This is a genomic window from Bradyrhizobium arachidis (genome assembly GCF_024758505.1).
GTDB lineage: Bacteria > Pseudomonadota > Alphaproteobacteria > Rhizobiales > Xanthobacteraceae > Bradyrhizobium > Bradyrhizobium manausense_C.
In genome coordinates, this window is sequence record NZ_CP077970.1 from 2,773,492 (window position 1) to 2,798,749 (window position 25,258).

Here is a 25,258-nt window from a genome sequence, read left to right on the forward strand (position 1 = left end):
TCGCTCACCTGACCTTCTGCAGCCGCGTGCCGACGGTTCTTGCGATGGCTGCGGGAGCCTCATCGGGAATCGCAAAGCATGAGCTCGCGTTGATCTCGCAGAGGACATAGCTGTCGGCACCGCCTGCATCGCGCGGTCCGTAGAGGAAGTCGGCGTCCCAGATCACCGGCAGCGACGCTGGGTCGATGCCGAGCGTCGTCATCATCTGCGGCGTCCACTCGTCCTCCATCTTCCGCCGCAACGCCCTAAATGGCAGTGCGTCAGGACCGTGCATGATCCGCGGCCCGGGCTGCGCCTCTGGCGCCTCAGGGCCTTCGGGCGGCGGTGGCACCAGGGCCTTGATCAATTGCTGCCCGAAGCCCGCGACTTTGGATCCGCTCATGTAACAGCGGATCATTCCCTCGGGCAGGCGCGGCTGAAATGCCTGATCGATGATGCAACCGCCCCATCCGAAATAGCGCTCGCAGCGCGCCATCAGCGTCTCGAGCGGGATGTCCTCAGGGAAGCTGCCGCGCTGTGCGTGCAGCACCCGAACCATCGCTTCCGTGTCTGGCAGCGCCTCGACCTTCCAGACGCCTTGCCCGCCATTGCCGCGGTTTTGCTTGAGCACGCGCGGGCCGCCCGCGCGCAGGCGCGGTGGAAACTTTGCGCGGAAGTCGGCGGCACTGTCGTAGCGATGCGTGTCGGTGCCCCAGCCGAGATGGCGCGTCCGGTAGAGCACGTCCTTGACACCCATTTTCAGGATCACGTCGGGATGGGCGCTCACCCACGGACCGCGCGCGGCAACCTCGCGCAGCAGCGGATCGAGCGCCGCGCGCGTCTTGCCCTGATGGATGGGATCGACCCAGACGAGGACGCCGTCGACGCCGAGCAGTTGGTCGCGCACGGTGTCGGCAAAACTCTCGTCGTAGACCGCCGGCTGTGCGTCGATGCCGGCAGCCGCAAGCGCTTCGAAGACGCGGACGAAGCGGCTGTTCTGCGCCGTCGTGTCACGGCGCGCGGCAGCGTCGCCGCGCGAGACGATGGCGATGGTGTGACGGGGAGGGAAGTGAGGTGCAGGGGAGTGACGTTCGGTGTCCATGCGCAAGCTCCACGACAGATCGGGCGTTGCGCAGAGCTTGGACGGGACGTCTCACGGGGAGTCTGCTTGTCCCCACAGGTACGAGCCTACGCGACTTCGCGGCGGCGATTCAAGGCGGGCCCACCGCCTCTTTGTGGACGCCCCCTCATTCACCTGCCGGCAAGACAAGGTCAACCAACCTGACCATCTTTTGGCGTTGCAGCTGCTGCCCTTTCTCGTTTAGAACGCAGAAAGTGAGCTGCCCGGCAACGAACCTTCAACGGTTTTGACCGAGGATTTGGAGCTCAAAAGGGTCTGGCAATGCTGATTCGTGGCCAAATGCATGGGATTTCGGGGGAGGTGGCCTTCGCCGCCGGTCCGTCCGCGCCCCTGGCCGCCATCCTGCCCACCCTCCTTATTGGCGGGCTTCTTCTTACCTGCCCCTGAGGGCCGGCTGGGCGCTACGCGCCTGGGCACTCAGGGGTTGTACGAGATCACCGGACACCTCAAGCGCCCAAGGGACCGACTGACCGGCGCGAACGCTTAAAGGAAATTTGAAATGGCCACCGTGAACAAGTCCGAGAAGGACCGCGTCATTATTTTCGATACCACGCTGCGCGACGGCGAGCAGTGCCCCGGCGCCACCATGACCTTCGAGGAGAAGCTCGAGGTCGCCGAGTTGCTGGACGATATGGGCGTCGACGTCATCGAAGCCGGCTTCCCCATCACCTCCGAAGGCGACTTCCAGGCGGTCAGCGAGATCGCCCGCCGCTCCAAGAATGCCGTCATCGCAGGCCTGTCGCGCGCGCATCCGGCCGACATCGACCGTTGCGCCGAAGCCGTCAAGTTCGCCAAGCGCGGTCGCGTCCACACCGTGATTGCGACCTCGCCGCTGCACATGCGGGTGAAGCTGAACAAGACCCCGGACCAGGTGATCGAGACCTCGGTTGCCATGGTCGCGCGCGCCCGCAACCTGATCGACGACGTCGAATGGTCGGCCGAGGACGGCACCCGCAGCGAGATGGACTTTCTCAGCCGCATCGTCGAGGCCGTCATCAAGGCCGGCGCCACCACGGTGAACATCCCTGACACCGTCGGCTACACCACGCCCGACGAATACACCCACTTCATGAAGACGCTGATCGAGCGCGTGCCGAACTCGGACAAGGCCGTGTTCTCCGTGCACTGCCACAACGACCTCGGCATGGCCGTTGCGAACTCGCTGGCCGGCATCGTCGGCGGCGCACGCCAGGTCGAGTGCACCATCAACGGTATCGGCGAGCGCGCCGGCAACGCCGCCCTCGAAGAGATCGTGATGGCGATCAACGTGCGCAACGACAAATTCCCCTACTGGAACAAGATCGACACCACGCAGCTCACCCGCGCCTCCAAGGTGGTCTCGGCGGCGACCTCGTTCCCGGTGCAGTACAACAAGGCGATCGTCGGCCGGAACGCCTTTGCGCATGAGAGCGGCATCCACCAGGACGGCGTGCTGAAGGACGCTTCCACCTACGAGATCATGCGGCCCGAGATGGTCGGCCTGAAGCAGTCCTCGCTGGTGCTCGGAAAACACTCCGGCCGCCACGCGTTCGTCCACAAGCTGGAGGAGATGGGCTACAAGCTCGGTCCGAACCAGTTGGAAGACGCCTTCGCGCGTATGAAGGCGCTCGCCGACCGCAAGAAGGACATCTACGACGAGGACATCGAGGCGTTGGTCGACGAGGAGATGGCCGCCTCGCACGACCGCATCAAGCTGACCTCGCTGACCGTGATCGCCGGCACCCACGGCCCGCAGCGCGCGACCATGAAGCTCGACGTCGACGGCCAGACGCGAATCGAGGAAGCCGAGGGCAACGGTCCGGTCGACGCCGTCTTCAACTGCATCAAGGCTCTGGTGCCGCACGAAGCAAAGCTCGAGCTGTACCAGGTCCACGCTGTCACCGAAGGCACCGACGCGCAGGCCGAAGTCTCGGTGCGGCTGTCGCATGACGGCCGCTCGATGACGGCGCGCGCGGCGGATCCGGATACGCTTGTGGCCTCCGCAAAAGCCTATCTCGGCGCGCTGAACAAGATCGTCATGAAGCGCCAGCGCGACACGGTGCAGACGGCGGCTGCGAGCTGACAAGCGAAGCTTGTCATTCCACATTGCGCAAGTGCGCAATGGGGGCGGCTCGTTAGAGCAGAACCCGGAATCTCGAGATTCCGGGTTCGATGCTCTGGGCCGCGCTTGCGCGGTCCCTTCGCATCGCCCCGGAATGACAGAGCGGCTGTATGCCAGCCCTGCGAACGACCAATAGCGCGTGCGCCGGCTCCCGGTTAGGGTGCCGGCGGCTTCACGTTCAGGACGTCCCGCATCCGCGTGGTCTGCGTCCCAAATAACAACAGAGGGAGAGATTATGGGCAAATTCACATTTGCAGCGTCCATTGCGGGTCTGTCGATCGCAGCGCTCGCCTTCGCTGGACCTGCCGCGGCGCAATCGCCGATCATCATCAAATTCAGCCACGTCGTCGCCACCGACACGCCGAAAGGCAAGGCGTCCGAAAAGTTCAAGGAGCTGGCGGAGAAGTACACCGGCGGCAAGGTGAAAGTCGAAGTTTATCCGAACTCGACACTCTACAAGGACAAGGAGGAGCTCGAGGCGCTGCAGCTCGGCAGCGTGCAGATGCTCGCCCCGTCCAACTCCAAATTCGGCCCGCTCGGCATCAAGGAGTTCGAGGCCTTCGATCTGCCCTATCTGCTCCCCGACCTGAAGACCCTGCGCAAGGTGACGGAAGGCCCGCTCGGCCTGAAGCTGCTCAAGCTTTTGGACACCAAGGGCATCACCGGGCTCGCCTATTGGGACAACGGCTTCAAGCAGATGAGCGCCAACAAGAAGCTCATCACGCCGGAGGACTACAAGGCCGTCAAATTCCGCATCCAGTCGTCGCGCGTGATCCAGGCGCAGTTCAAGACGCTCGGCGCGCTGCCGCAGGTGATGGCATTCTCCGAAGTCTACCAGGCGTTGCAGACCGGCGTCGTCGACGGACAGGAGAATACCTGGTCCAACATCTACACCCAGAAGATGAACGAGGTGCAGAAGTACATCACCGAGACCAACCACGGCTACATCGGCTACGTTGTGATTGTGAACAAGAAGTTCTGGGACGACCTGCCGGCCGACATCCGCGGCCAGCTCGAGAAGGCGATGAAGGAAGCGACCGACTTCAACAACACGCAGTCGCAAAAGGAAAACGACGACGCTCTTGCCGAGATCAAGAAGAGCGGCAAGAGCGAGATCATCAAGTTGACGACGGATCAGGATGCCGCCATGCGCAAGGCGATGCAGCCGGTCTACCAGGATGCCGCAGGCCGCGTCGGCCAGGCGCTGATCGACGAATTTTTGAAGGAAGCCAAAAGCGCGACGAACTAACAGCGCGACCAACTGACCTCGCGCCGCCGACGCGCGTGAATGAACGGTAAATGAAGCCTCTGCGCACCTGCGCGGAGGCTATTTTCGTCTGTTGCGAATGATTTCAAGCAGCGAACGGCGGATTACATCTTGGTAAGGCGCGCAGTTGTAAGTTGAATACAGGGCCTGCTGCGCTCATCTTCAAGCAACCTTTCACGAGGAGGTTCGTATGAAGAAGTTCGCCATCGCCGCCATCGCGGTCCTGAGCATCGCAGCCTCGGGCGTGGTCTACGCGCAGTACCATCGCTTTCACGACCGCATGCACCACATGCGTATGAATCCGGAAGATCGCGCCGCCTTTACAGACGCGCGCATCGCCGCCGTGCATGCCGGGCTGAAGCTCAACGCCGACCAGGAAAAGCTGTGGCCGCCGGTGGAAGCCGCCGTGCGCGACTTTGCCAAGCTCCGTATCGATCGCGCCAATGCGCGGATGAACCCAGCCCCCGGCAGCGCCGACAAGCCGGATGATCCGGTCGCCCGGCTGCGCCAGCGCGCCGACGACATGGGGGCCACCTCGGCGGCGCTCAAGAAGATCGCCGATGCCGCCGACCCCCTCTACAAGACCCTCGACGACGGCCAGAAGCGGCGCCTCGCGGTGCTGACCCGCGGACCGTTCGGCGGCGGCGAAGAGGGCCGCCACCACCGCTTCATGGAGCGCGGCATGGACCGCATGATGGAACGCGGCATGGACCACTTCCGCGGTGACCGGGATGCCGGGCCCGACCGGGATGGCGGCCGCCTCTAAGAGGGGCGGATTTTCCCGGAAAAGACCCTCGCGAAGCCGCTGGAATCCAGCGGCTTTTCGCGTTTTACGGGGGCGGGACGAACCCTTGGAAAACATCGTCCGCATCGCTTGCAATCGCGACTTTTGCTTGCTAAACGACCGGCCTCGCAAGGGCGTTCGCGCCTTTCGGGCGCATAGCTCAGTTGGTAGAGCAGCTGACTCTTAATCAGCGGGTCCCAGGTTCGAGCCCTGGTGCGCCCACCAAACATCTCCTTGAAATCGTTTGATAAGTCCTTGCCGGAGTGGTGTCGTTTGGCGCCGCCCGGCGACCTGGGTCACAACTGGGTCACGATTGCGCCGAGATGGATTTCGGATTCCGCCCTTGCCGCTTGCAGGCGCCAGCTCGACACTGCCGCCATGAAAATCTTCATCGCCTCAGACCTGCACGGCGAGATCCGCCCGCACGGCTACGACGTTCCCGAAGGACTCGATTTCGACGTGGCGGTGTTCGCCGGCGACATCGGAGACGGCCCGGAGGCCGTCGAGTGGCTACTCGGACAGCGCGCGCTGCGCGACCGTCCCGTGCTGTTCGTCGCCGGCAACCATGAATACTACAATTCGATTTTGCAGGACCAGGCGTCGCTCATCCGCGACGCTGCGCGCGGCACGCACATCACGTTCCTTGACGGCGACGAGGTGCCGGTCATCGACGGTGTCCGCTTCCTGGGCTGCACGTTGTGGACCGACTACCGCTTCGAGGCCCGCGACCAGATCATCGGGCTGCGCTCCGGCATGTCCGTGAACGACCATCGCGCCATCCTGACGTCCGACGGCGCGGAATATCCGACGCCCCTCGTGCCGTCGGCGGCCTATCGCCGCCACCTTATCGAGCGCCGCTGGCTGATCGACCGCCTCGCCGAGGGGCACGACGGCCAGACCGTCGTCGTCACGCATCACGGCGTCCATCCCGGCTCGCTGCATCCTCGCTATGCCGGCGACGGCGCGATCAACGCGTCGTTCATCAGCGATCTCTCCGATGTCATCGCCGAGCATCAGCCCGCTTTGTGGATCCACGGCCACGTCCACGACACGCACGACTACACCGTCGGCGAGACGACGCGCATCGTCTGCAATCCGCGCGGCTATAGCCGTGGCGGCAGGATCGAGAATGAGCGCTTTATTCCGGATCTCGTGGTCGAGCTTCCGGAGTGGATCCCGAAGCCGCCTTGGCAGCAGTAATCCGATTTTCAGCGCCGCAATCGAATTTTCACCCGGCGCAGCGCCTCAGGGTAAGAAAAGCAGGAACGAAACCGGTTTTGACCCTGACTTTCTTACCCTCGGCTGCATGCAAGGAATTCGGGCCCCAAACGGAGAGTTGGGCCCAATTCCTTACACCATGGGGGGCTACAAAGCCGGGGCACAAGGCAGCTTTGGCCCCGCGTTGTCACATCGACGCGGCACGACGGCGTTTCTGCCCTGCCGCTGTACCCGCCGTCGACGAAGGAGCCATTTCTTTTCTTGATACGTTCTACAGTCAAGGAAGTTGCCAAGCGGCGACTTCCGACGATGTCGGACAGCGTTTGGCGCTAAAAGTCGCCAAGCGGCGACACAGGTGGCGTCAGATGGCAGGACGACGGGCTGCAGACTGGTGCTTTCCGACGCCGGAGCAGCAGCGAATCGAAGAAACGGCCAGGCGGATCGCGTAGGCGCAGCGCCGGCGCGAGCGCATCGACGGCGAGGAGGCGGGGGATCACAAAACGGAGAATGAATCCTTCGCAGAAAGTTTTATCGAGTTACTGATCGTGCCCTCGTCAGCCGAAAATGGCAGTTCTTGCTTCCTTTCTATTACGGGAGTTACCGATCGGGAAACTCCATGCTCGCGAAACTGACTCCGCAGGTCACTTGCGCGCGCATAGCTATGTGAAGTGAAGATGACTTAGCTGCCCTCCCGAAGCGCTTCGGCGACCATCGCGAGCATATGCAGCGCCGTCTCGTCATTCGTTGGCGCTGGCTCAATGCACGCAACGATGAGCCGATCCACGCTGCGCGCCTCGACGACGCCGTCCGTTCCGACGTCGATCTGCAGTTCCTTGATCTCCCCGACCGATGTCGGCCGAGTAATGACGATGCGCCATGCTGGCTTCACAGGTCCGCTCCGTCGATAGGGATCTCGTTGCCGGAGTGTTCGCAGAGCATGTAGAGCCGGCGGAATGACCTGCAGAACCGCAGCTGCCGATCGACCCAGACCAGCGCGCCGGTTGTCGTCTCGGTGCCGTCGGCGAACTCGGGATGGCCGAAAATCAACCCTTCAGCGACCAGCACGAACTCCTTGCCCCTGCGCCTCACATGCAGCTGCCAGTGCTCGAGCCGCGACGCCCGCCCGGTCTCGAGCAGCGACGGCACCTCGCCGCACTCGAAGTCCGTCAGCAGTTCCAGCTTCAAGCGATCTACCTCGGAGCTCAGTGCCGCATCGCGCAGTCGTCGCGCGCCTCCAGCGATGCCTCGACGATCCTCTTCAGCGCCCGCATGCTGCAGCGCTGCTCCGCCCACGCTTTGCCCATGTTGGCGAGCTCGTCGTCGGCGAAGGGCGCAGCGTGCGCCAACATCTCGTCCTCGCGGCCGAGTTCGGCCAGCACCTGGACGGCGAGGGCCGGCAGGTGCGCCAGCGTCGGTGCCGGCACCTTGACGACGCGGAAGCGGTCGCGCAGCGGCGAGGGCAGGGAACGCACATCATTTGACGTGCAGAGGTAGCTGATCCAGGAAAGATCGAATTCGCAGTCAGTCGAGATATCCCGCATGCGGGAAGACGTCTCGACGTCCAAATACCCTAACAGCGAAGCGTGTAGGCTGCCGTTGTGATTGGATGAAGCTGTTTTTTCGATTTCGTCGACCATCACGACAGGGTTGGCCTGGCGCGAGTGCAAGATCGCGCGAGCCGGGATGGATGCCTCGGTGTTCGACCAGCCCTTGGCAGTGCCGGCGAACTGGCCGTCCGAGGATCCGGACGCGTCGTAGCGCATGACGTAGGCACCGGCCGCCAAGGCCGCCATGCGGCGAACGAGGCGCGACTTACCCGACCCCGGCGGGCCGACCAAAATCGTAGGCTTCAGTCTCAGCGGCTTGTTTTCGCGCAGATCGCGCATCAGCAGGTCGATGGCCGCGGTGGCGTGCGGGTACTCGCGGTGCAGCTGCGCCCGGATGCCGGCGACGTCGCGCACCACCGAGAGCGGCAGCGGCGCGCCGATCAAGTCCTTGAAAACGGCGTTGTTGTTGTTCAACTTGCTCGCGCCCTCGCGGGGCATCACGATCAGATGCGGGATCGACGGGCTGTGCTGTGCGGGCTGCGTCGCTGCGACGTGACGCGTCTTGTGCGGGTCGATCTTGTCGAAGATGGCGAGGAAATCCACGCCATCCGGCTCGTGCTTCGTCGCGTCGGCGGCGATGGCGAAAACCGACGGCGGATTTTTGCCACACCACTCGCCTTCGGCTGCGCGCCACCAGATGCGCAGGCGCCGGCGCAGGAGGGTGTCGTCGTCCTCTTGGAGGTCAGAAACGTCGATGACGTGCTGCACCTGGGGCAGGACCCGATGGAAACTATGCGGCTGCCGCGGATCGCAGGTCAACATCAACCAGGCGTGGCCGAGTCGGTCGGCCTTCGGCGTGCCCTCGGCAAACAACTCGTCGACCAGAGTCTCGATCCAGCGGCGCATCGTCGTCCGCTTGCCGATGGCGTCCAGCAATTCCTGCCCGAGTGAACTGCCCTCGATCGGGAACGTCGCGCGGTGCAGCGTGCCGAACGCGTCGCTCCAATTGTCGAGAGTCAGCAGCTGCAGGCAGGGGTCGTCGAAGCGGGGCCTCATCGCTCCTCCCGACGCTGCGGCGGCGCGCTCTCCGCGCGGTCCTCCTCGACGGTGCGCATCCAGTAGTCGATAGAAGCTTGGTCCGTAGACGAATCCTTGGAACTCATATACACACCACGTATGCTAAGTTGCCATCATTGATGTGGACTAAGTATACACATTGTATGCCATTTCAAGCAGAAAGGTCCAGCATGGCTAAGGATTCGAAAACGCGGATTCCTGGGGGTGCGCTTCCGCGCAGGCATGGCCCATTGCCACAGCCCGACAAAGCGCGCGGCGATCGTCTGACGCTTCGGATGCATCCAGACATCATGGAAATTCTTGCGGCGCGTGCTGCCGAAAGGGGTATCTCCCGCTCGCACTTGGTCGAGCAGATACTAGTCGGCTTCATGCGCGCCGATCCGCGGAACCCTAAGCTCGATCCGGTCGGACGAATGGTGCCGGGAGCGGATTCACCCGGCTTGCTTCGCGAACGCTCACCGCTTCAGGTCGCAGAGAAATGGCAAAAGTTCGTTACGGCTCATACGATTTTGGTCGGAACGCCGCCGCCTCAGGACTGGTTGGAGGACGCCAGTGGCTATTGGGACGCACCTTCACACGCTGAGCGAGGAGCCATGGAAGAGCCTTCCGAAGAGTCTGAAGCAAAGCCTTCTCAACAAGGGCGCTGGCAAAGACGTCGGCGCAAGCGAGATTAAAGGCCGTTTGAACGTGCATAACATCGCGTGCATGGTCTATTGGACCAGCCAAGGCCATCCGAACTGGCCGGCAAGTACATTGCCGGTTTGTAATTTTTCTAAATTGTCCGTTACATTTCCCCCCAAGTAACGGGGGGCGTGGCAAAAGAGGCCGTTACCTGAATTGATCACAGGTGATGACGGAGCGCAGGGTAAGATACCCTATCGTACCCTGCGATAGTGGGAAGCTAATCGCGCTTCACAGGTCCAGTCGACGACGTCGCCGGTCGACGTCACGTGAAAGCGTCCGGTCCCATCCAGGACACCGGCATGATGGACTTCATGTCGATGCGATCCCTCTTGGCGCTCGCAAGCTCGTCCTGTAGCGACTTCAACTCGCGCGCAACTAGGATATCGGTAGCCATGCATGCCTCCTGAATGGCCGCTCCGAACCAAGCGGACTGCGTCAGCTCTTCGAGCCGGAACTCCTCAAGGCGTTCCAAGCAGCCTGATTGGCTTGGTCGAAGGCCTTGCGGGATTCGCCTAATGCGGCGCTCAGCACCGACCAGGACTCGCTGCCCGCCTGCTTCAGCTTCTGTAGGCGTGCTTCGGCTTCGGTCGCGTCGGATTTCAGCTGCTTGAGCGCGGCGTCGAGATCGGTAGTCCGGGCCGCCGTCACCTTGCCTGCTGCCTCGCGAAACCTGTCGGTTGCCTCTCGCCATGCTTTCGCCTGCGCCGTGGCAATGTCCTTGAACGTGGCCTGCTGCTGCTCGATCTGCTTGCCGGCGCCTTCGAAGTAGGTCTTCATCTGCGCCTCGAATCCGGCCCAGTGCTTGTCCAGATCCGTCTTGGCGCGCGCCCAAGCGGCTTCGCCGGCTTCGGCTTGCGTCTTCAGAAGCGCCTGAGCTTCGTCGCGGCGCTCCTTCAGATCCGCGATGATCTGATCGACCTTGACCCTGGAGTCGGCTTTGGCTTCCGTCGCTTTCACCTCGAATGAAGCCAGCGCGGCATCCATCTCATCGATCCGCTCCTTGGCCCAGTTCAGGTAAAAATGCATGCTGCTCTGCTCTGACATGACCTATCTCCGTTGATTGGCCGATATGTTGACGATCATCGTCCGGCTCGGCCTTTCCGGACTTGACCTGCGTCAAATGGCTTCAAACCGCTGCGGAAGCGACGACCACCTTAGGCAGCTACATGAGGAAGGAGCACCGACGTTCTAGGGAGCGCTACTTGCCCATGCGGCGCCTGCTTCCGGGTGCGGGACAGACAACCCACGGCGGTCGCAGCGTAGAATTCGCGCGGCTCTTCCAACTTGACGCGGGGCGGCAATACGTCCTCGTTGAACGCGTGCTCGTGCCGGCGGAGAGCGTCCGCCAGGTTCGCATCTCCGGCAAGATCAAGCGGCGTGCCATATCTCGCACCTTCGCACAGGGAGCGACCGCGCTCGCGGAGGCGGACGACCGGCAGGTGGCTCGAGTCTTTGAGGTGATTATCAATTTTGTCAGAAGACATATCTTCCACTCCGTATTGGGGACGCGACAGCGATTGTCTCGCGCGGCCTCCGATGCTCAACGCGCGGCGGTCCTACGCGGCCGTCCAGCCGCCATCGATCGCGAGATTGGCGCCGGTGATCTGCGCAGCATCTGCACTGCACAGAAACAGCGCGAGCGAAGCAACCTGCTCGGCCGTGACGAACTCCTTCGTAGGTTGCGCCGCGAGCAGGACGTCGCTGATGACCTCGTCTCGCCTCAACTTGCGTGCCACCATCGTGTTCGGGATCTGCTTCTCGACCAGCGGCGTCCAGACGTAACCGGGGCTGATGCAGTTGCAGGTGATCTTCGACCTGGCGAGTTCCAGGGCCACTGCTTTCGTGAGGCCGGCGATGCCGTGCTTGGCCGCGACATAGGCCGATTTGAAGGGGGAGGCGACCAGCGAATGCGCCGAGGCCGTCGTAATGATGCGGCCCCAGCTGCGCCTCTTCATCCCGGGCACTGCCGCACGGATCGCATGGAATGCGGCGGAGAGGTTGATCGCGATGACCGCATCCCACTTCTCGGCCGGAAACTCTTCGATGGGGGAAACGTGCTGGATGCCGGCATTGTTGACGAGGATATCCACGCTGCCGAAGGTGTTTTCTCCGAGGGCGATCAGGTCGAATATTTCGTTCGGCTTCGCCATGTCGGCGGACGAATAGATCGCCTTCACGGCGAACTCGCTCTCGATTGCAGAGCGCTCCTTCTCGACATCTGCCGGCACGCCCATTCCGTTGAGCACGATGTTGGCGCCTGCGGCTGCCAAAGCACGTGCGCACGCAAGGCCGATGCCGCTGGTCGAGCCGGTCACGACGGCCGATTTACCCTTCAGAATACCCATCTCAGTCACTTTGCTTTGTGTGTTGTGTGAACAGGTGAAGCGTCGCAGTTCGCGACTTCATTCTGGCGATCAGGTCACCAGACTTCTCTCGTTGACTCGGACCGGGCGTCGGACCGGCTCCTGGAGATAATCGTGGACCACTCTGCCGAGTCCGAGCGTCAGGTCTGCCCGGATGTGAATCGCGGAGACGATCTCCAATATGGGCAGATCAGCTACGGGTGCCAAAGCATGCGGCGTCAGGGAGAGAGCCGCGGGCCCGGTCCAGGCGCCCTTCAGCGCAATTTCCTCGAGGTGGTATTCGACGAGCTCGCAGATCCGCGGGCTGCCGTCGACATGCGGAATGATCTTGAGCAGGAAGTTCGGCTCCTCGAGCGAGGACTTGACTTGGCCAAGATCGGTTTCCCGGTGCTTGTAGCCCATCGTGCCGGTCGCAACCCTCAAAGGACCGTAGTCGAGCGTGCCGATCAGCGTGTCGATCTCGGTTCGCAATGTCGGCTGAGCAAGCTTTTTCGGAAAGCCCCAGAGCTCGCGTCCACCGGCGATGGGTCCTTCGTCGTTGAGGAACATGCAGTGGGTGTAGCCGCCTCTGCGACCACGGAACGTGACCGGGATGACCTGGCCGCTTTCGGTGTAGTCGCCGAAGCCGTTCGAGTCCGGCATGCGGATGAATTCATATTTGACGAGGGCTTGCTGGTCGAGTTCGAGCGGTTCAGGCACCACGGCGCGCAGCCGCGCTAGATCGGTGCGATAGGTAATGATCAGGTATTCGCGGTCCACAAACCGATACGGTCCTGGCGGATAGGCCGGACTGGTGAGCGGCATTGCAAAGGCGCGCTTTCGTACTTCGTTCTCACGCATTGAGGTTCTCCGTGCGTCCAGCATTTATCGACCTGCTTACTCGCGGCCGTCGTGCTCCAGATCGAATGTGAAGACGCCGTCCGGGCTGGCGGAGCGTGCGAGTACCTCGGGATGGCGCAGCGTGCGAAGCGCGTCGTGATAGCCGGCGCGCCAATGATCCTGCATCGAAAGCCGGGAGAACTCGTAGTCCTTGGAGTGACCTTCGTGGTTCCGCGCCCGATAGATCAGGTGAACGATGTTGTAGACGTTGTGGGAAACCGCCGTGTTGAGGAGCTTCACATCCTCGTGCTCTCTGAGATCTTCAGGGAGCCGGCCCAGGAGAGCCGTAAGCGCACGCCGCAGGCGCTGCACGCGCTTGAATTGGTCGGTGCTTGCGCGCGAGCGGCTCGAATATTGAATTTCTTTTTGACGCGTGACGACCTCGGGCAGGTTGCTCGGAAGCTGCCCCTTCGCGCTCCAGAGATCGACCTGAAACGCCAGCATGTCCTGCGGTACACCCCAGTCGATCACCCATTGCAGCGGCGTATTCGAAACCAGGCCGCCGTCCCAGTAGTGCTCGCCCTCGATCTCCACTGCGGGAAAGCCCGGCGGCAGCGCGCCGCTCGCCATGATGTGCTCCGGCCGGATTGTATGGGTGCTATTGTCGAAATAGACGAAGTTGCCTGTCCTTACGTTGACCGCGCCTGCACTGAAGCGCGTCGTTCCCCCGTTGAGGCGATCGAAGTCGATCAGGCGCTCCAGCGTGCTCTTCAACGCGCTGGTGTCGTAGAAGCTGGTCGCCTCGGTCGTCCCGCCAGCGTGAAGCCAGGGCAGGAGAGGCCGCGCGGAAAAAAATCCGTTTGCACCGCATGTTGCGGCAAGGCCCGCGCTCATCTGGTTGAGGACGTTGCGCGCATTGTCGCTGCGCGCCATGTCGAGAAGAGAATTTCCGGGCCAATCCCAGGGGGCGGTGGAGGTCACCTGCGTCCAGAAATCGCGGAGCCGGTCAACACGAGACTCCGGTGGGTTGCCTGCGATGATCGCCGCGTTGATCGCGCCGATCGAAATGCCGGCGACCCAATCCGGATGGATGCCGGCTTCGGCGAGCGCCTCATAGACACCCGCCTGGTAGGCTCCCAGAGCACCGCCGCCCTGCAAGAGCAGGGCAATGCAATCGAATGGTAGCCGCCGTTGGGTGGTCGGGACGTGTGGTCGGGGATGGAAATTCATGATTTGGTGTGCTCTCGAGTTTGGGGCGAGGCGATACGTCGCCGGTCGATACGGGAAGATCGTTTAGGCTGAGCGGGGATATGGCTAGAGCGACCACTCGCCAGGTGGATTCGCGCGCGGAACTGCAGGCAACTCCCCTTCATGTGGTTGTTTGCGGTCGGTTCGGGGTTGCGCGCCGATATTCAGCGGTGGACGGCCGACAGTAGGACAGGCTGTTTTGCGGTGACGTGGATGTGGATGCTCAGCGGTGGAGCCGGGCTGGACATCGCTGCTGGGCGTGTCCAGAAGCACGCTCGCGAATGCAAGCGTAGCGACCAGGACGAAGCTGAGGCCTGCGATCCGCAGATCCGGTCTCACGCGCCAAGTGAAGTTGCGAAGGATTGGCACTGGTTGATCTTTAAAGTGAACTAAACCGTATAGTTTATTTAATAGCGCTAATGGCTGTGCTCGGGCAACTCACAAGGTCGTGCGTTGTTCGTTGGAGTTCGTGTTAGGGGTGGGCCGACCCTTGCCCTCCCACTTTGGGCGGCTCGAGCATGACCTCCTTCAGGCGATCGCCAGAGGCGACGACGATCACGAAGTTGAGTTTGCCGTCCTGCTTCACCAGTCCCCCGGCCAGAGCGCTTCCGTCTGCGGCCTTTTCGGCGACTCTCACGGCGTCCGCCAGCTCTTGCTTGATCCACTTCAAGGCGATGATCTTGGACAGGTCTTCCCGATCCAGCTCTTTCAGGGATGACATAACTTCCTTATCGGTCACGCGTCCGGTGTTCGCATCTATGACATTCTCCCAAACGCGTTCATTCTTCACTGTACGCACGCGATAGACGGGCGGACTGGACACCTCGAAGCTGACGTCCGCGGTTTTTGAACCTTCATGCAGCTGCTCGGCTATGCTCATCGCCCGACTGAGTGGCACCTGTGTCGTCCGAAATTGCTCGAGCACACGGCGAATCGCCTTCTCCTCGGTATCGCCCTGCGCAGTTGCGTCCGGAGGCGTGTGGCTCACGTCGGCGACCGCTCCGGTCGCAACGAGCGCGGCCGACCATAGCATGAGTGCAAATAGGCATTTCTTCGACATCGGGTAAGTCCTGTGGCTCTCGTCAATAGACGGTGTTGACCTAGTTCATCTGAAACGGCGTGAAGGCATCGTGGCAGCTTCCGCGCTCGCGGTTCGATGAAGCGCACCAACTGGCGTAGCTGTTCAAGTTCGGACGACGAATAGACCGTCGCAATTTTTCTCTCAGCGGCCGAGCGGGCTTGCGCGCAGCAGGCCGCTTGACCCCGCCATCCTCCCGGTTCGAAGCTGCAGGATCGGCCGCGGCTGGTCGAAATTCAGCCAAGCTCTCGCGAAGCCGCGAGGTGCTCGGTACGACGGAACGGATCGCGTCGCCAACGTCGAGCTCGGCCGACCCTGCCGATGGGTTGGCATCGATTACATCTGCGCCAGCGGACTGCGAAAGATCCTCGGCATTGACATTCATCGCGAGCACAGCAGCCGGTTGGTTGGTATCAATGACGACCGCTTCCGGTCCTCTCAGTTCTGTATGGATCCGGATCGGAGGGAGCATAGAGCGCGAGTCTGTGTGCCGGCTCGGCAAAGGTGCGGGCAGCACCCAATTGGCTACCAGAATCAGCAAAAGCAGCGCTCCTCCAACCGACAGAAAATAGGTCCGCAAGGGAAGCTCGGGTTCGACTAGGCTGCTCGCGCGTCTCGACAGCACGGATTTCCTGCTCACGACTTCTGGCTCCTCGACATTGAATGTTTCGGTCTCGTTCAGATGCCCCAGGGACGCGGATGCTGGCGCGCGAGCTCGGCATCGAGGTAGCCGCGCTCGTCGAGCCATTCGATCGGGCAAAAGGCCATAGCTTTCGGATCGATCATGTGCCCGTCACGCTTGAGGGCTGCTCGTGTGCCCGTAAGCCCGGTCCACACGGAACGACCGGTGTCCGGATCTGCGTGGATCACATCGAACACTTCGATGAAGTTCAGCATGTCAGTATTCCAACCGGGATCGTCAGGCGATGTGAAGGGGAGGGGGTTCGGGTGCGTCGAGCTCGACGCCTCTGCGGACCAACTCCGATTCGATCATGTCGAACGCGCATTCGACCGGCGCGAGCCAGACGTTGACCCAATAGATGATGCAATCACGCGTGAAGAGAAGGGCCGACGTCATGCGAAGCCCCTTCGTTCGACGGCCTGTCGCAGCAGTGCGAGCTCACGATCAACGAGCGAGTGCGCGCAGGCGAGCACCGAAACCGTGACAGCCAGCAGCAGGCTCACGCCCACGAGCGACACAGCCACGATCAGGTTCAGCGATACGACCGCTATCCCGGGCCAGGGGCTTTCCGGTGCGAGGGTCAAGAACAGGCTTGACATATTTGATCTCCTAAATAAACTATACCGTATAGTTCATATACAGCGCGGATCGCGGCGTGTGTCAAGCGCGGAAGCTCACAAGCCGGTGTTCTTCCGGGGCTGATGATGGGACTTCGGCGTGAGGCTCCGCTTCCCGTTCGAAATGCCAATGCTTCAACGGAGAAGGGAATTCGATATGTTCAAGTACACGACGGCCGTGATGCTGGTGGCTCTGTCTGCCAATGGCATTGTCCTGGCGCAGGAGAATCGCGGGACCGCCGAGCAGAGGGCCGCGTGCGCACCCGACGCATTTCGCCTCTGCGCAAGCTACATTCCTGACGCCACGAATGTGGAAGCGTGTCTCAGGCAAAGAAAGTCAGACCTGAGCGATGCTTGCAGAGCCGTCTTCGAGCAGGCCGCGGCCATTGCTTCGGTCAAGACCACAGGATCGCACCGGTATCAGGGCACAAGGGATGAGGAATGATCGGATGAATACGATCTATTTTCCCGCCTTCGCGGCGTTCGGGGGCTCGGCCTTCGGCGCGATTTCCACGATCGTGACGGGATGGGTGACCCGCCGCCGCAGGCTCCGCGAGCGCCATCATGCCCACGCGGTCTCAAAGCGCGAAAAGCTGTATCGAAGCTTCATCGAGGAGGCGTCCCGGCTTTACGCGGACGCGCTGACAAGCGACAAATCCGAGATCCCGGCGCTGGTGAATTTGTATGCGCTCATCGGGCGCATGCGAATTCTGTCCAGCGATGAGGTCGTCCATGCCGCGGAGCGGGCCGGCCGGCTGATCATCGAAACCTACCTTGCACCGAACACGTCGTTCGTCGACCTGCCGGGCTTCATGGAAGAGATGGACCCGTTACGGGAGTTCGGCGAGGCCTGCCGACGCGAAATGCAGACGACTCCGTCGCGCTGAGGCCGAACATGAGCGAGGTCGCCTGGACGCTCCCGGTCGAAGCATCGTGCACCCACGAAAGAATCGTGCAGGCGGCGATCCGGCTGTACCGCGAGATCGGCCACCGGAAGACCACGGTTGCCGACATCGCTCGCGGTGCGTCAATGTCTCCGGCAAATCTTTATCGGTTCTATTCGTCCCGGCAAGCGCTGGACGAAGTTGTCGTCGCGGGGCTGCTAGGGGAGGTGTCTGCGGCAGCCACAGATGCAGCGCGAAGCAGTCGCTCAGGCCTGGAGCGGTTGAATGCGACCCTTCAGGCGATCTCCCGGCTGCATGAAAATCGACTGGCAAACGATGTCCGATTGCACGAACTGGTGGTTGCTGCGGGACGAGAGAACTGGTGGGCCAGCTTATCTCACGCGGACCGGCTTCGCGACGTTGTGCGGTCGATCATCGCGGCGGGACAGGCCAGCGGCGAATTTCGGCCAGGAAGCCCGATAGCGCTGGCTTGCTGTCTGCTTGACGCGATGGATGCATATCTCAATCCATCGCGCATCAAGGTGGCCGCTCTCGGGCCGACATTCAACGAGATGATGAGCTTTTGCGCGGGCGCGCTCAGCAACGCACCGTTCCGGAACGCGGCGCCGCGGCAAGTCACCGGCGTGCGGTCTGATTTGCGCGACCGGCTGACCAATTGAACTTAGCCAGGCGGATTGCCCGCTCATGGCGTCCAGTCTGCCTCACAAGCCGCAAGGAAGAAGCCGACTCGTTCACGCATGAAATTTGACAACTCCCGTCTTAGTTCCTTCGGCGGTTCTCCCACCAGAGAACGAAACAGCATCGGCAGCAGGATCAAATCGAGGAAGATCTGAGCGGTGGCGAGGCTTCGTTTGCCGCGGAAGGGACCCTTTGGCGCCCGCGCAAGCTTCTGCGTCGTTTCGTTCAAAAGCAGGGAAATGGCACTAACGGAGCGGTCGCGAGCCGCATCGTGGACGTTGCGGCTCAACTCGGGAAAACGCTGGGCTTCGGCAATCGTGGCGCGAACCATGCCCAGCGATTCTTCCATGACCTTTTCCACGATCGCGGTGCCGAGGCTCGTGAGCTTATCGTGCAGGGTACGGCCCTCGGGCTCGAAGCCTTCGAAATCCGTCAGTCCGCTGATGGTGCGGGCCACCACAGCGGCGAAGAGGGCCTCCTTGCCAGGAAAATGGGCATAGATGGTTGGCTTGCTCGCGGGTGCCATTTCCGAGATGTCGTCGATGCTGGCGCTGCGATAGCCCTTTTCGAGAAAGAGCTGCTGAGCTGCGTCGAGAATTCGGGCCTGCACGTCACCGGCAAGGTCTTTGGGTGGTCTGCCCCGTTTGGGGCCGCTCTTCTTGGTCATCCGTCTGTCTCCCAATCACGAGTCTGTGCGCATCTGAATCGCACTTGACACGGCTATTAGGAAAAGGCAAGAAAAAGAAAATATACGGTATAGTTTATTTAGAGGGTTGCTGAGGTCTGTCAGGACCGGCGACAGCCTTCTGGATCGTCGGCGGCCGCAGGGTTGCGGCGTTGGCCGCCGATCATCCGATTCACCCTAGGAGAATGACTTTGACGAGGAAGGACCCGCACCATCAGCAAGACGGCGTCCTGTTGCGCGAATTGCGTCACAGAGTCGACCAGGGAATCGTCTCGGCGATCGGTCTGGTCTCGGCTGCGGCCGTCCGGGCCGACGGGGCAGAAGCCAAGACTGCCTTGAGCGAGGTCGTCGAGCTGTTGCACGGCCATGCCGAACTGCATCGGGCGCTCGCAATGCCTCAGGGCAAAGCCCTCAATGATGCGGCGACTTACATCCGCAAACTTGGCTGCGGCTTGCGCCGGTCCCTGCTGGATCCAATGAACATCCGGCTGGCATTCGCAACTGAGTCTCTCCCGCTTCAGTCGGAGCGGTGCTGGCGGCTTGGCCTGATCGTCCACGACCTCATCGCAAGGGCAGCGAAGCACGCGCATTTCGACGCGCGCTCCGGCGAGATCAAGGTCAAGCTGTCGCGCATCGGCGCGGTCGTAAACTGCGTCGTGCTGGATAATGGATCACGGTCGACGCGGGCGGACGCCGGCCGCGAACTCCAGATCAGCAATGACCTTGCGAAGGGTCTCGGCGGACGGATCGAGCATGCCGTCGCCGCCGAGTTCACCTCAGTCGTCCTCTCCTTCTACCTGAACGAACGGGAGCGACAGGCGAGTCGGTCGATGGCGACGCGCCGCATGAGGTCGCCACGCAGGCCGTACGCCAAGTCGGCCGTGACGCTTGGCTCAGGCACGGATCAGGCCGGGCGCCCGGCCTCCATCGCCCCGGATCCAACCTTGCTACGAGGTCATCCGAACGAATTGGCCTCGCTCTCCCGAGGCTCAGATGCGTTGGGCGGGCTGTTGTCACCATCCCACGGCATGGATGCACTATGAAAATCCACATTTCGAACCACACCATAACCGTTCGGTCCCAGCGCTCGCTGAGGTCTCTCGGCGGGCTTGCCGCGGCGCTTTTCGCGGCGGCGCTCGGCGGCTGCGATGATCAAGCCGCCGCTCCCGGTCCTCGCGCTGCGTTCGTGCGCACGGAGATCGTGCAGCCGAAGGACCGGCGATCCTCGATCACCCTGACCGGCGAAGTCCAGGCCCGCTTCCGCGCCGATCTCTCGTTCCGCGTCAGTGGTCGCGTTCTCGCGCGCTATGCCGATGTCGGCACCTACGTCAAAGCCGGCGAGGTGCTGGCGGTGCTCGATCCCGCCGAACAGCAGGCCGATGTCGATGCCGCCCATGCGGCAGTGTTATCTGCGGAATCGCAGTTGCGCGTTGCGAGAGTCACTTTCGAGCGGCAGACGGCGCTAATCGCGGGTGGCTTCACCACTCGCCCGGTCTACGAGCAGGCGCAGGAAGGATTGCGAACTGCGGAAGGCGTGCTTGAGGCGGCAAAAGCGCAGCTCGGAACGGCGAAGGACGCCCTTGGCTTTACCGCGTTGCGCGCTGAAGCGGATGGCGTGATCACCGCGCGCAATCTCGAGGTGGGGCAGGTCGTACAGGCTGCGCAACCCGCGTTCTCGCTGGCGCAGGATGGCGAGCGGGATGCCGTTTTTGACGTCTATGAATCGATCTTCCTTGGCGAGCCCGATGGGCACCGCGTTGCGCTTGCATTGGTCTCCGACGCCGGCGTGACGGCGGCCGGCCACATCAGGGAAGTCTCGCCGGCGATCGATCCGAAGAGCTCGACGATCCGCGTCAAGGTATCGATCCAGGATCCGCCGACCGAAATGACGCTCGGAAGCGCCGTTGCAGGAACCGTGACGGCAAAGCCGCAACAGCTGATCGCATTGCCCTGGAGTGCATTGATGGCGGCGGGCACCAAGCCCGCAGTCTGGACCGTCGATCAGGCGACCCGGACGGCGTCGCTAAAGCCCGTCATCGTCGGGGGCTACGAGGCAGGCGAGGTGTTGATCAAGGCAGGTCTCGAGCCTGGCGAGCGCGTCGTGACTGACGGCGGCAAGCTGCTGAGCGTTGGCCAGCCAGTGACGTACGAGGGAGATCGGTCATGAAGAGCCGCGCAATGATTGTCGCCGGCACGCTCGCGTCAGCTCTCGCGGTTGCCGGGTGTCAGCAGGAGACGAAGGCACCGGAGGCCGTGCGGCCCGTGCTCTCCACAGTCCTCGAATCGAAACAGGGGGACGGCACGATCGCTGTGGGCGTCGTTGAGCCCCGCTACAAGACGAATCTCGGCTTCCGCGTGCTTGGACGCTTGACCGCGCGTCCCGCTTATGTCGGCGACCTCGTCAGAGAAGGGCAGATCGTGGGCACGATCGATTCGACGGCCCTCGAGCTTGCCGTGCGCTCCGCCAAGGCAGAGGTTGCGAAGGCTGAGGCGCAGCTTGCGACCGCCAGAGCGAAGGAGGAGCGGCAGCGAACGCTCATCACGAGCGATGCGACCACAAAGCAGACGCTGGATAATGCCGAGCAGGCGCGCGCAGGGGCGGAAGCTTCGCTCGCGCATGCTCAGGCAAACCTGACCAAGGCGATCGAGCAGTTCGGCTATGCGCAGATCAAGGCCGACTTCGACGGCGTGGTTACCGCAGTCGGCGCGGAGGTCGGCCAAGTGGTCTCGCCCGGTCAAAGCGTGGTGACGCTCGCAAGGCCGGACGTCCGAGAGGCCGTCGTCGATATAGGGGAGGAATTCCCGGTCCCGCTCGAAATCGGTCTGCCATTCACGGTGAGCCTGCAACTCCTTCCCGCCGTTCAGGTCGACGGCAAAATTCGCGAGATTGCGCCGCAGGCCGATCCGGTCACGCGCTTGAGACGGGTCCGCGTTGCGCTGAGCAATCCACCCTACAGCTTCCGCCTCGGCGCCACCGTCACGGCAAAGCCCAGGGAGCAAGGTCCGATGTTGCGCCTGCCTGCATCCGCAGTGCTCGCAAAGGATGGCGCCAATTTCGTCTGGGTCGTCGATCAGCCCGCCGGAACCGTGTCGTTGCAGAAAGTCGAGCTCGTCGCTGACCGAGCCGGCGCTCACGTCACCGGCGGACTTGCTCCCGGTGCGCGCGTCGTCACCGCCGGAATCCACAGCCTCACGCCAGGACAGCAAGTCCGCATCGAACAGGATGAAAAGCCATGAAGTCGTTCAACCTTTCCGACTGGGCGCTAGGCCATCGCTCGCTCGTCTGGTATTTCATGATCGCCTTCATGGCGGCTGGACTCTTTGCGTACCTTCAGCTTGGTCGTCAGGAGGATCCCGACTTCACGATTAAGACCATGGTGATCCAGGCTCAGTGGCCGGGCGCGTCACCCGAGGACATGACGCGCCAGGTCACCGACAGGATCGAGAAGAAGCTCGAGGAGCTGGAATCGCTCGACTACACCAAGAGCGTGACGGTTGCGGGCCAGACCACGGTCTTCGTCTATCTGCGTGACAGCACCAAGGCTGCCGACGTCAAGCCGACCTGGGCCCGCGTCCGCAACATGATTGCGGATATCAAGGGCGAGTTTCCACAAGGAGTGATCGGGCCCGGCTTCAACGACCGCTTTGGCGACGTGTTCGGCAACATCTATGCCTTCACCAGCGACGGCTTGACCCAGCGTCAGCTGCGCGATGAGGTCGAGGACATCCGCGCCAAGGTCTTGACCGTGCCGGATGTGGGCAAGGTCGACATTCTGGGCGCGCAGGACGAGGTCATCTATCTCGAATTCTCCACCCGCAAGATCGCAGCCTTGGGTCTCGACATCCACTCCATCATGGCTTCTCTGCAGGGGCAGAATGCGGTTGCGCCCTCCGGCGTATTCCAGGAAGGGCCCGAGCGGATCAGCGTGCGGGTGAACGGCCAGTTCACCTCCGAGGCAAGCCTGAAGGCGGTCAATCTGCGGATCAACGATCGGTTCTTTCCGCTGACCGACGTCGCAAACATCACGCGCGGCTACGTCGATCCGCCACAAACACTGTTCCGATACAACGGCCAGCCCGCGATCTCGCTCGCGATCGGCATGAAGTCCGGTGCAAATCTGCTTCACTTCGGTGAGGCACTGAAGGAGGAGATGTCGAAGATCATTGCCGACTTGCCGATCGGCGTCGGCGTGCATCTGGTCGCGGACCAGCCGGTGGTGGTGGAGCATGCGGTGTCCGGCTTCACGGAGGCCTTGTTCGAGGCGGTGATCATCGTGCTCGGCATCAGCTTTCTCAGCCTCGGCTTGCGCGCCGGCCTCGTCGTCGCGATCGCAATCCCCCTCGTGCTTGCCATCACCTTTGTCGTGATGGCCTATGCGGGGATCTCTCTGCAGCGCATTTCGCTTGGTGCCCTGATCATCGCGCTGGGCCTGCTTGTCGACGACGCCATGATCGCCGTTGAAATGATGGTAGCCCGGCTTGAGGTGGGCGATCCTCTCGAGAAGGCGGCAACCCACGTCTATACTTCGACCGCATTTCCGATGCTGACCGGCACGCTGGTCACCGTTGCCGGATTCATCCCGATCGGGCTCAATAGCAGCAATGCCGGCGAGTTCACCTTTACGCTGTTCGTTGTGATCGCGGTCTCTCTCATCGTCTCCTGGATCGTGGCGGTGCTGTTCACGCCATTGCTGGGTGTCACCATCCTGCCCGCCAAAATGAAGGGTCATCATGGCGAGAAGGGCCGCTTGGCGCAGCTCTTCGCGCGCCTGCTGCTGTTCTGCATGCATCACCGCTGGGCCACCATCGGCGTGACGGTTGCGGCCTTTCTGCTGGCGCTGTTTGGCATGAACTTCGTGCAGCAGCAGTTCTTCCCGTCATCGGATCGGGCCGAGCTGGTGATCGACTGGAACCTGCCGCAGAATGCATCGATCGCCGATTCCAATGCGCAGATGGCACGCTTCGAGACCGAACAGCTTCAGGGCAACGCGTCGGTTGATCACTGGTCGACCTACGTCGGGATCGGCTCGCCGCGCTTCGTCCTGTCCTTCGACGTGCAGACCGCAAACACCTGGTTCGGTCAGATGGTGGTCGTGACCAAGGGCGGCATCAAGGCGCGCGACCAGCTCAAGGCACAATTCGAGGACTATCTCAGGAAGACGTTCCCCGGGACCGACACCTACGTCAAGCTGCTCGAGGTCGGGCCGCCGGTGGGGCGTCCCGTGCAGTATCGCTTGAGTGGGCCCGACATCGCGAAGGTGCGAGATCTTTCGCAGAAGCTCGCTGGCATCGTACGGAGCAGCCCTGAGCTTAGCAACGTTGTGTTCGACTGGATGGAGCCGGCGCGCGTCGTCAAGGTCGACGTCCTCCAGGACAAGGCGCGACAGCTTGGTGTGACATCGGAAGACATTGCCACGACCTTGAAGTCCGTGCTCGAGGGCACGCCGATTACCCAGGTGCGCGACAGCATCTATCTCGTCAATGTCACGGGACGTGCGACCGCACCGGAACGCGCTTCCATCAGCACCTTGCGCGACTTGCAATTGACCGGGCTCGGCGGTCAATCCGTGCCGCTCGGGGCCGTGGCCAATCTGCGTTACGAGCTCGAGCAGCCGACGATCTGGCGGCGCGCGCGGATCCCCACCATCACGTTGAAGGCCGGTATCGTCGGCAGCGTGCAACCCAAGACCATCGTGGATCAGCTCGCACCGAAGGTTGCGGCATTCACCAAGGAGCTGCCGGCGGGGTATTCGGTGAACCTCGGCGGCTCCGTCGAGGAGAGCGCCAAGAGCCAGGCGCCGATCGTAGCTGTCGTTCCGCTCATGCTGTTCGTCATGGCCACGGTTTTGATGGTTCAGTTGCAGAGCTTCCATCGCTTGTTCCTGGTGTTCGCGGTTGCGCCGCTCGCCGTGATCGGCGTGGTCATGGCCCTGCTGCCGAGCGGTGCTCCTCTCGGCTTCGTCGCCATCCTCGGCGTGCTCGCCCTGATCGGCATTCTGGTCCGAAACTCGGTGATCCTGATCGTGCAGATCGAGGACCTGAAGAAGGAGGGGCGCCCGGCCTGGGAAGCCGTCGTGGAGGCGACCGAGCATCGCATGCGACCGATCCTGCTGACCGCAGCAGCCGCAAGTCTCGCGCTGATTCCGATCGCGCGCGAGATTTTCTGGGGGCCGATGGCCTACGCGATGATGGGCGGCATCATCGTCGGCACACTGCTGACGCTGTTGTTCCTGCCGGCGCTTTATGTGGCCTGGTTCCGGATCCATCCCGATCACGGCGACCAATCATCGGCGCATGAGTCCGCCGCGCCTCTGCACGACACGTCTTCGCCGGAGCGGATCTCCGCGCCCAAGCCGGTGCCGGTCCTCGAAACGCAATTCTAACA

General features: G+C 62.4%; 27 protein-coding genes and 1 tRNA gene. 13 read left to right on the top strand and 15 right to left on the bottom strand.

All coding sequences use genetic code 11. The features are described from left to right. Positions 1-4 precede the first annotated feature (4 nt). Positions 5-1,081 carry a Cj0069 family protein gene (locus KUF59_RS12285; RefSeq protein ID WP_212457179.1) on the bottom strand — a complete coding sequence of 359 codons (1,077 nt, stop codon included), beginning with the start codon at positions 1,079-1,081 and terminating at the stop codon, positions 5-7. 538 nt (positions 1,082-1,619) lie between these two features. On the opposite strand from KUF59_RS12285, the gene KUF59_RS12290 reads away from it, so the two are divergent. From KUF59_RS12290 to KUF59_RS12310, 5 genes are all read left to right on the top strand, one after another. Then, complete coding sequence (locus tag KUF59_RS12290; protein WP_212457178.1) at positions 1,620-3,182, top strand: 2-isopropylmalate synthase; 1,563 nt, start codon at positions 1,620-1,622, stop codon at positions 3,180-3,182. A gap of 274 nt (positions 3,183-3,456) precedes the next feature. Further along, a complete protein-coding gene (locus KUF59_RS12295) occupies positions 3,457-4,470 on the top strand; it encodes a TRAP transporter substrate-binding protein (protein WP_212457177.1) in 1,014 nt (337 codons plus the stop codon). A 208-nt stretch (positions 4,471-4,678) separates the two neighbouring features. After that, positions 4,679-5,254 (top strand): Spy/CpxP family protein refolding chaperone, encoded by a 576-nt coding sequence (locus KUF59_RS12300; protein ID WP_212457176.1) that lies wholly within the window; start codon positions 4,679-4,681, stop codon positions 5,252-5,254. A gap of 167 nt (positions 5,255-5,421) precedes the next feature. Next, a tRNA-Lys gene (locus KUF59_RS12305) sits at positions 5,422-5,497 on the top strand. Positions 5,498-5,650: 153 nt separating this feature from the next. Further along, positions 5,651-6,472, top strand: a complete 822-nt coding sequence (locus KUF59_RS12310; RefSeq protein ID WP_212457175.1) for a metallophosphoesterase — start codon at positions 5,651-5,653, stop codon at positions 6,470-6,472. Positions 6,473-7,169: 697 nt separating this feature from the next. Here the strand turns inward: KUF59_RS12310 and KUF59_RS12315 are convergent. From KUF59_RS12315 to KUF59_RS12325, 3 genes are read right to left on the bottom strand one after another with little or no spacing between them, the layout of a single operon-like run. Then, the gene (locus KUF59_RS12315) at positions 7,170-7,379 is read right to left on the bottom strand and encodes a hypothetical protein (RefSeq protein ID WP_212457174.1); all 210 of its coding nucleotides are present in this window, start codon (positions 7,377-7,379) and stop codon (positions 7,170-7,172) included. Beyond that, complete coding sequence (locus KUF59_RS12320; protein WP_212457173.1) at positions 7,376-7,675, bottom strand: hypothetical protein; 300 nt, start codon at positions 7,673-7,675, stop codon at positions 7,376-7,378. The genes KUF59_RS12315 and KUF59_RS12320 overlap by 4 nt, the downstream gene beginning before the upstream one ends. Before the next feature lie 17 nt (positions 7,676-7,692). Continuing rightward, on the bottom strand, positions 7,693-9,093 hold the full coding sequence (locus KUF59_RS12325; protein WP_212457172.1) for an AAA family ATPase: 1,401 nt from the start codon (positions 9,091-9,093) through the stop codon (positions 7,693-7,695). 251 nt (positions 9,094-9,344) lie between these two features. On the opposite strand from KUF59_RS12325, the gene KUF59_RS12330 reads away from it, so the two are divergent. Then, positions 9,345-9,788 carry a hypothetical protein gene (locus KUF59_RS12330; protein WP_212457171.1) on the top strand — a complete coding sequence of 148 codons (444 nt, stop codon included), beginning with the start codon at positions 9,345-9,347 and terminating at the stop codon, positions 9,786-9,788. Positions 9,789-10,060: 272 nt separating this feature from the next. Here the strand turns inward: KUF59_RS12330 and KUF59_RS12335 are convergent, their stop codons facing one another. The 10 genes from KUF59_RS12335 to KUF59_RS12380 all read right to left on the bottom strand — a co-directional run bounded on the left by KUF59_RS12335 (position 10,061) and on the right by KUF59_RS12380 (position 16,587). Next, on the bottom strand, positions 10,061-10,192 hold the full coding sequence (locus KUF59_RS12335) for a hypothetical protein (RefSeq protein WP_258769493.1): 132 nt from the start codon (positions 10,190-10,192) through the stop codon (positions 10,061-10,063). A 41-nt stretch (positions 10,193-10,233) separates the two neighbouring features. Continuing rightward, positions 10,234-10,842, bottom strand: coding sequence for a sll1863 family stress response protein (locus tag KUF59_RS12340; protein WP_212457170.1), 609 nt, complete (start codon positions 10,840-10,842; stop codon positions 10,234-10,236). A 512-nt stretch (positions 10,843-11,354) separates the two neighbouring features. Next, positions 11,355-12,143: a 3-hydroxybutyrate dehydrogenase gene (locus tag KUF59_RS12345; protein ID WP_212457169.1), complete on the bottom strand. Its 789-nt coding sequence runs from the start codon at positions 12,141-12,143 to the stop codon at positions 11,355-11,357. A 69-nt stretch (positions 12,144-12,212) separates the two neighbouring features. Next, positions 12,213-13,001 (bottom strand): acetoacetate decarboxylase, encoded by a 789-nt coding sequence (locus KUF59_RS12350; protein WP_212457168.1) that lies wholly within the window; start codon positions 12,999-13,001, stop codon positions 12,213-12,215. Between the two features lie 36 nt (positions 13,002-13,037). Continuing rightward, complete coding sequence (locus KUF59_RS12355) at positions 13,038-14,210, bottom strand: DUF3734 domain-containing protein (protein ID WP_258769495.1); 1,173 nt, start codon at positions 14,208-14,210, stop codon at positions 13,038-13,040. A 490-nt stretch (positions 14,211-14,700) separates the two neighbouring features. Then, complete coding sequence (locus KUF59_RS12360) at positions 14,701-15,288, bottom strand: PepSY domain-containing protein (protein ID WP_258769497.1); 588 nt, start codon at positions 15,286-15,288, stop codon at positions 14,701-14,703. 40 nt (positions 15,289-15,328) lie between these two features. Continuing rightward, entirely contained in the window at positions 15,329-15,946 is a 618-nt protein-coding gene (locus KUF59_RS12365; protein ID WP_212457164.1) for a hypothetical protein, read from the bottom strand. Between the two features lie 38 nt (positions 15,947-15,984). Then, on the bottom strand, positions 15,985-16,203 hold the full coding sequence (locus KUF59_RS12370) for a hypothetical protein (RefSeq protein WP_212457163.1): 219 nt from the start codon (positions 16,201-16,203) through the stop codon (positions 15,985-15,987). A gap of 22 nt (positions 16,204-16,225) precedes the next feature. After that, positions 16,226-16,384, bottom strand: coding sequence for a hypothetical protein (locus KUF59_RS12375; RefSeq protein WP_212457162.1), 159 nt, complete (start codon positions 16,382-16,384; stop codon positions 16,226-16,228). Next, complete coding sequence (locus tag KUF59_RS12380; RefSeq protein ID WP_212457161.1) at positions 16,381-16,587, bottom strand: hypothetical protein; 207 nt, start codon at positions 16,585-16,587, stop codon at positions 16,381-16,383. Before KUF59_RS12380 ends, KUF59_RS12375 begins: the two co-directional genes overlap by 4 nt. A 175-nt stretch (positions 16,588-16,762) precedes the next feature. Between KUF59_RS12380 and KUF59_RS12385 the strand changes: the two genes are divergently transcribed. From KUF59_RS12385 to KUF59_RS12395, 3 genes are read left to right on the top strand one after another with little or no spacing between them, the layout of a single operon-like run. Next, entirely contained in the window at positions 16,763-17,050 is a 288-nt protein-coding gene (locus KUF59_RS12385) for a hypothetical protein (RefSeq protein WP_212457160.1), read from the top strand. A gap of 4 nt (positions 17,051-17,054) precedes the next feature. Continuing rightward, on the top strand, positions 17,055-17,492 hold the full coding sequence (locus tag KUF59_RS12390; protein ID WP_249140169.1) for a hypothetical protein: 438 nt from the start codon (positions 17,055-17,057) through the stop codon (positions 17,490-17,492). A gap of 8 nt (positions 17,493-17,500) precedes the next feature. Further along, the gene (locus tag KUF59_RS12395) at positions 17,501-18,169 is read left to right on the top strand and encodes a TetR/AcrR family transcriptional regulator (protein WP_212457158.1); all 669 of its coding nucleotides are present in this window, start codon (positions 17,501-17,503) and stop codon (positions 18,167-18,169) included. Between the two features lie 23 nt (positions 18,170-18,192). Here KUF59_RS12395 and KUF59_RS12400 read toward each other — a convergent pair whose 3' ends face one another. Then, a complete protein-coding gene (locus KUF59_RS12400) occupies positions 18,193-18,855 on the bottom strand; it encodes a TetR/AcrR family transcriptional regulator (RefSeq protein ID WP_258769499.1) in 663 nt (220 codons plus the stop codon). A 203-nt stretch (positions 18,856-19,058) separates the two neighbouring features. Between KUF59_RS12400 and KUF59_RS12405 the strand changes: the two genes are divergently transcribed. The 4 genes from KUF59_RS12405 to KUF59_RS12420 are packed head-to-tail and all read left to right on the top strand — an operon-like array spanning position 19,059 to position 25,256. Beyond that, positions 19,059-19,916 carry a sensor histidine kinase family protein gene (locus KUF59_RS12405; protein ID WP_258770002.1) on the top strand — a complete coding sequence of 286 codons (858 nt, stop codon included), beginning with the start codon at positions 19,059-19,061 and terminating at the stop codon, positions 19,914-19,916. Continuing rightward, complete coding sequence (locus tag KUF59_RS12410; protein ID WP_212457156.1) at positions 19,913-21,040, top strand: efflux RND transporter periplasmic adaptor subunit; 1,128 nt, start codon at positions 19,913-19,915, stop codon at positions 21,038-21,040. Before KUF59_RS12405 ends, KUF59_RS12410 begins: the two co-directional genes overlap by 4 nt. Continuing rightward, positions 21,037-22,110 carry an efflux RND transporter periplasmic adaptor subunit gene (locus KUF59_RS12415; protein ID WP_212457155.1) on the top strand — a complete coding sequence of 358 codons (1,074 nt, stop codon included), beginning with the start codon at positions 21,037-21,039 and terminating at the stop codon, positions 22,108-22,110. Before KUF59_RS12410 ends, KUF59_RS12415 begins: the two co-directional genes overlap by 4 nt. Beyond that, positions 22,107-25,256 (top strand): efflux RND transporter permease subunit, encoded by a 3,150-nt coding sequence (locus tag KUF59_RS12420; RefSeq protein WP_258769501.1) that lies wholly within the window; start codon positions 22,107-22,109, stop codon positions 25,254-25,256. Before KUF59_RS12415 ends, KUF59_RS12420 begins: the two co-directional genes overlap by 4 nt. Positions 25,257-25,258 lie beyond the last annotated feature (2 nt).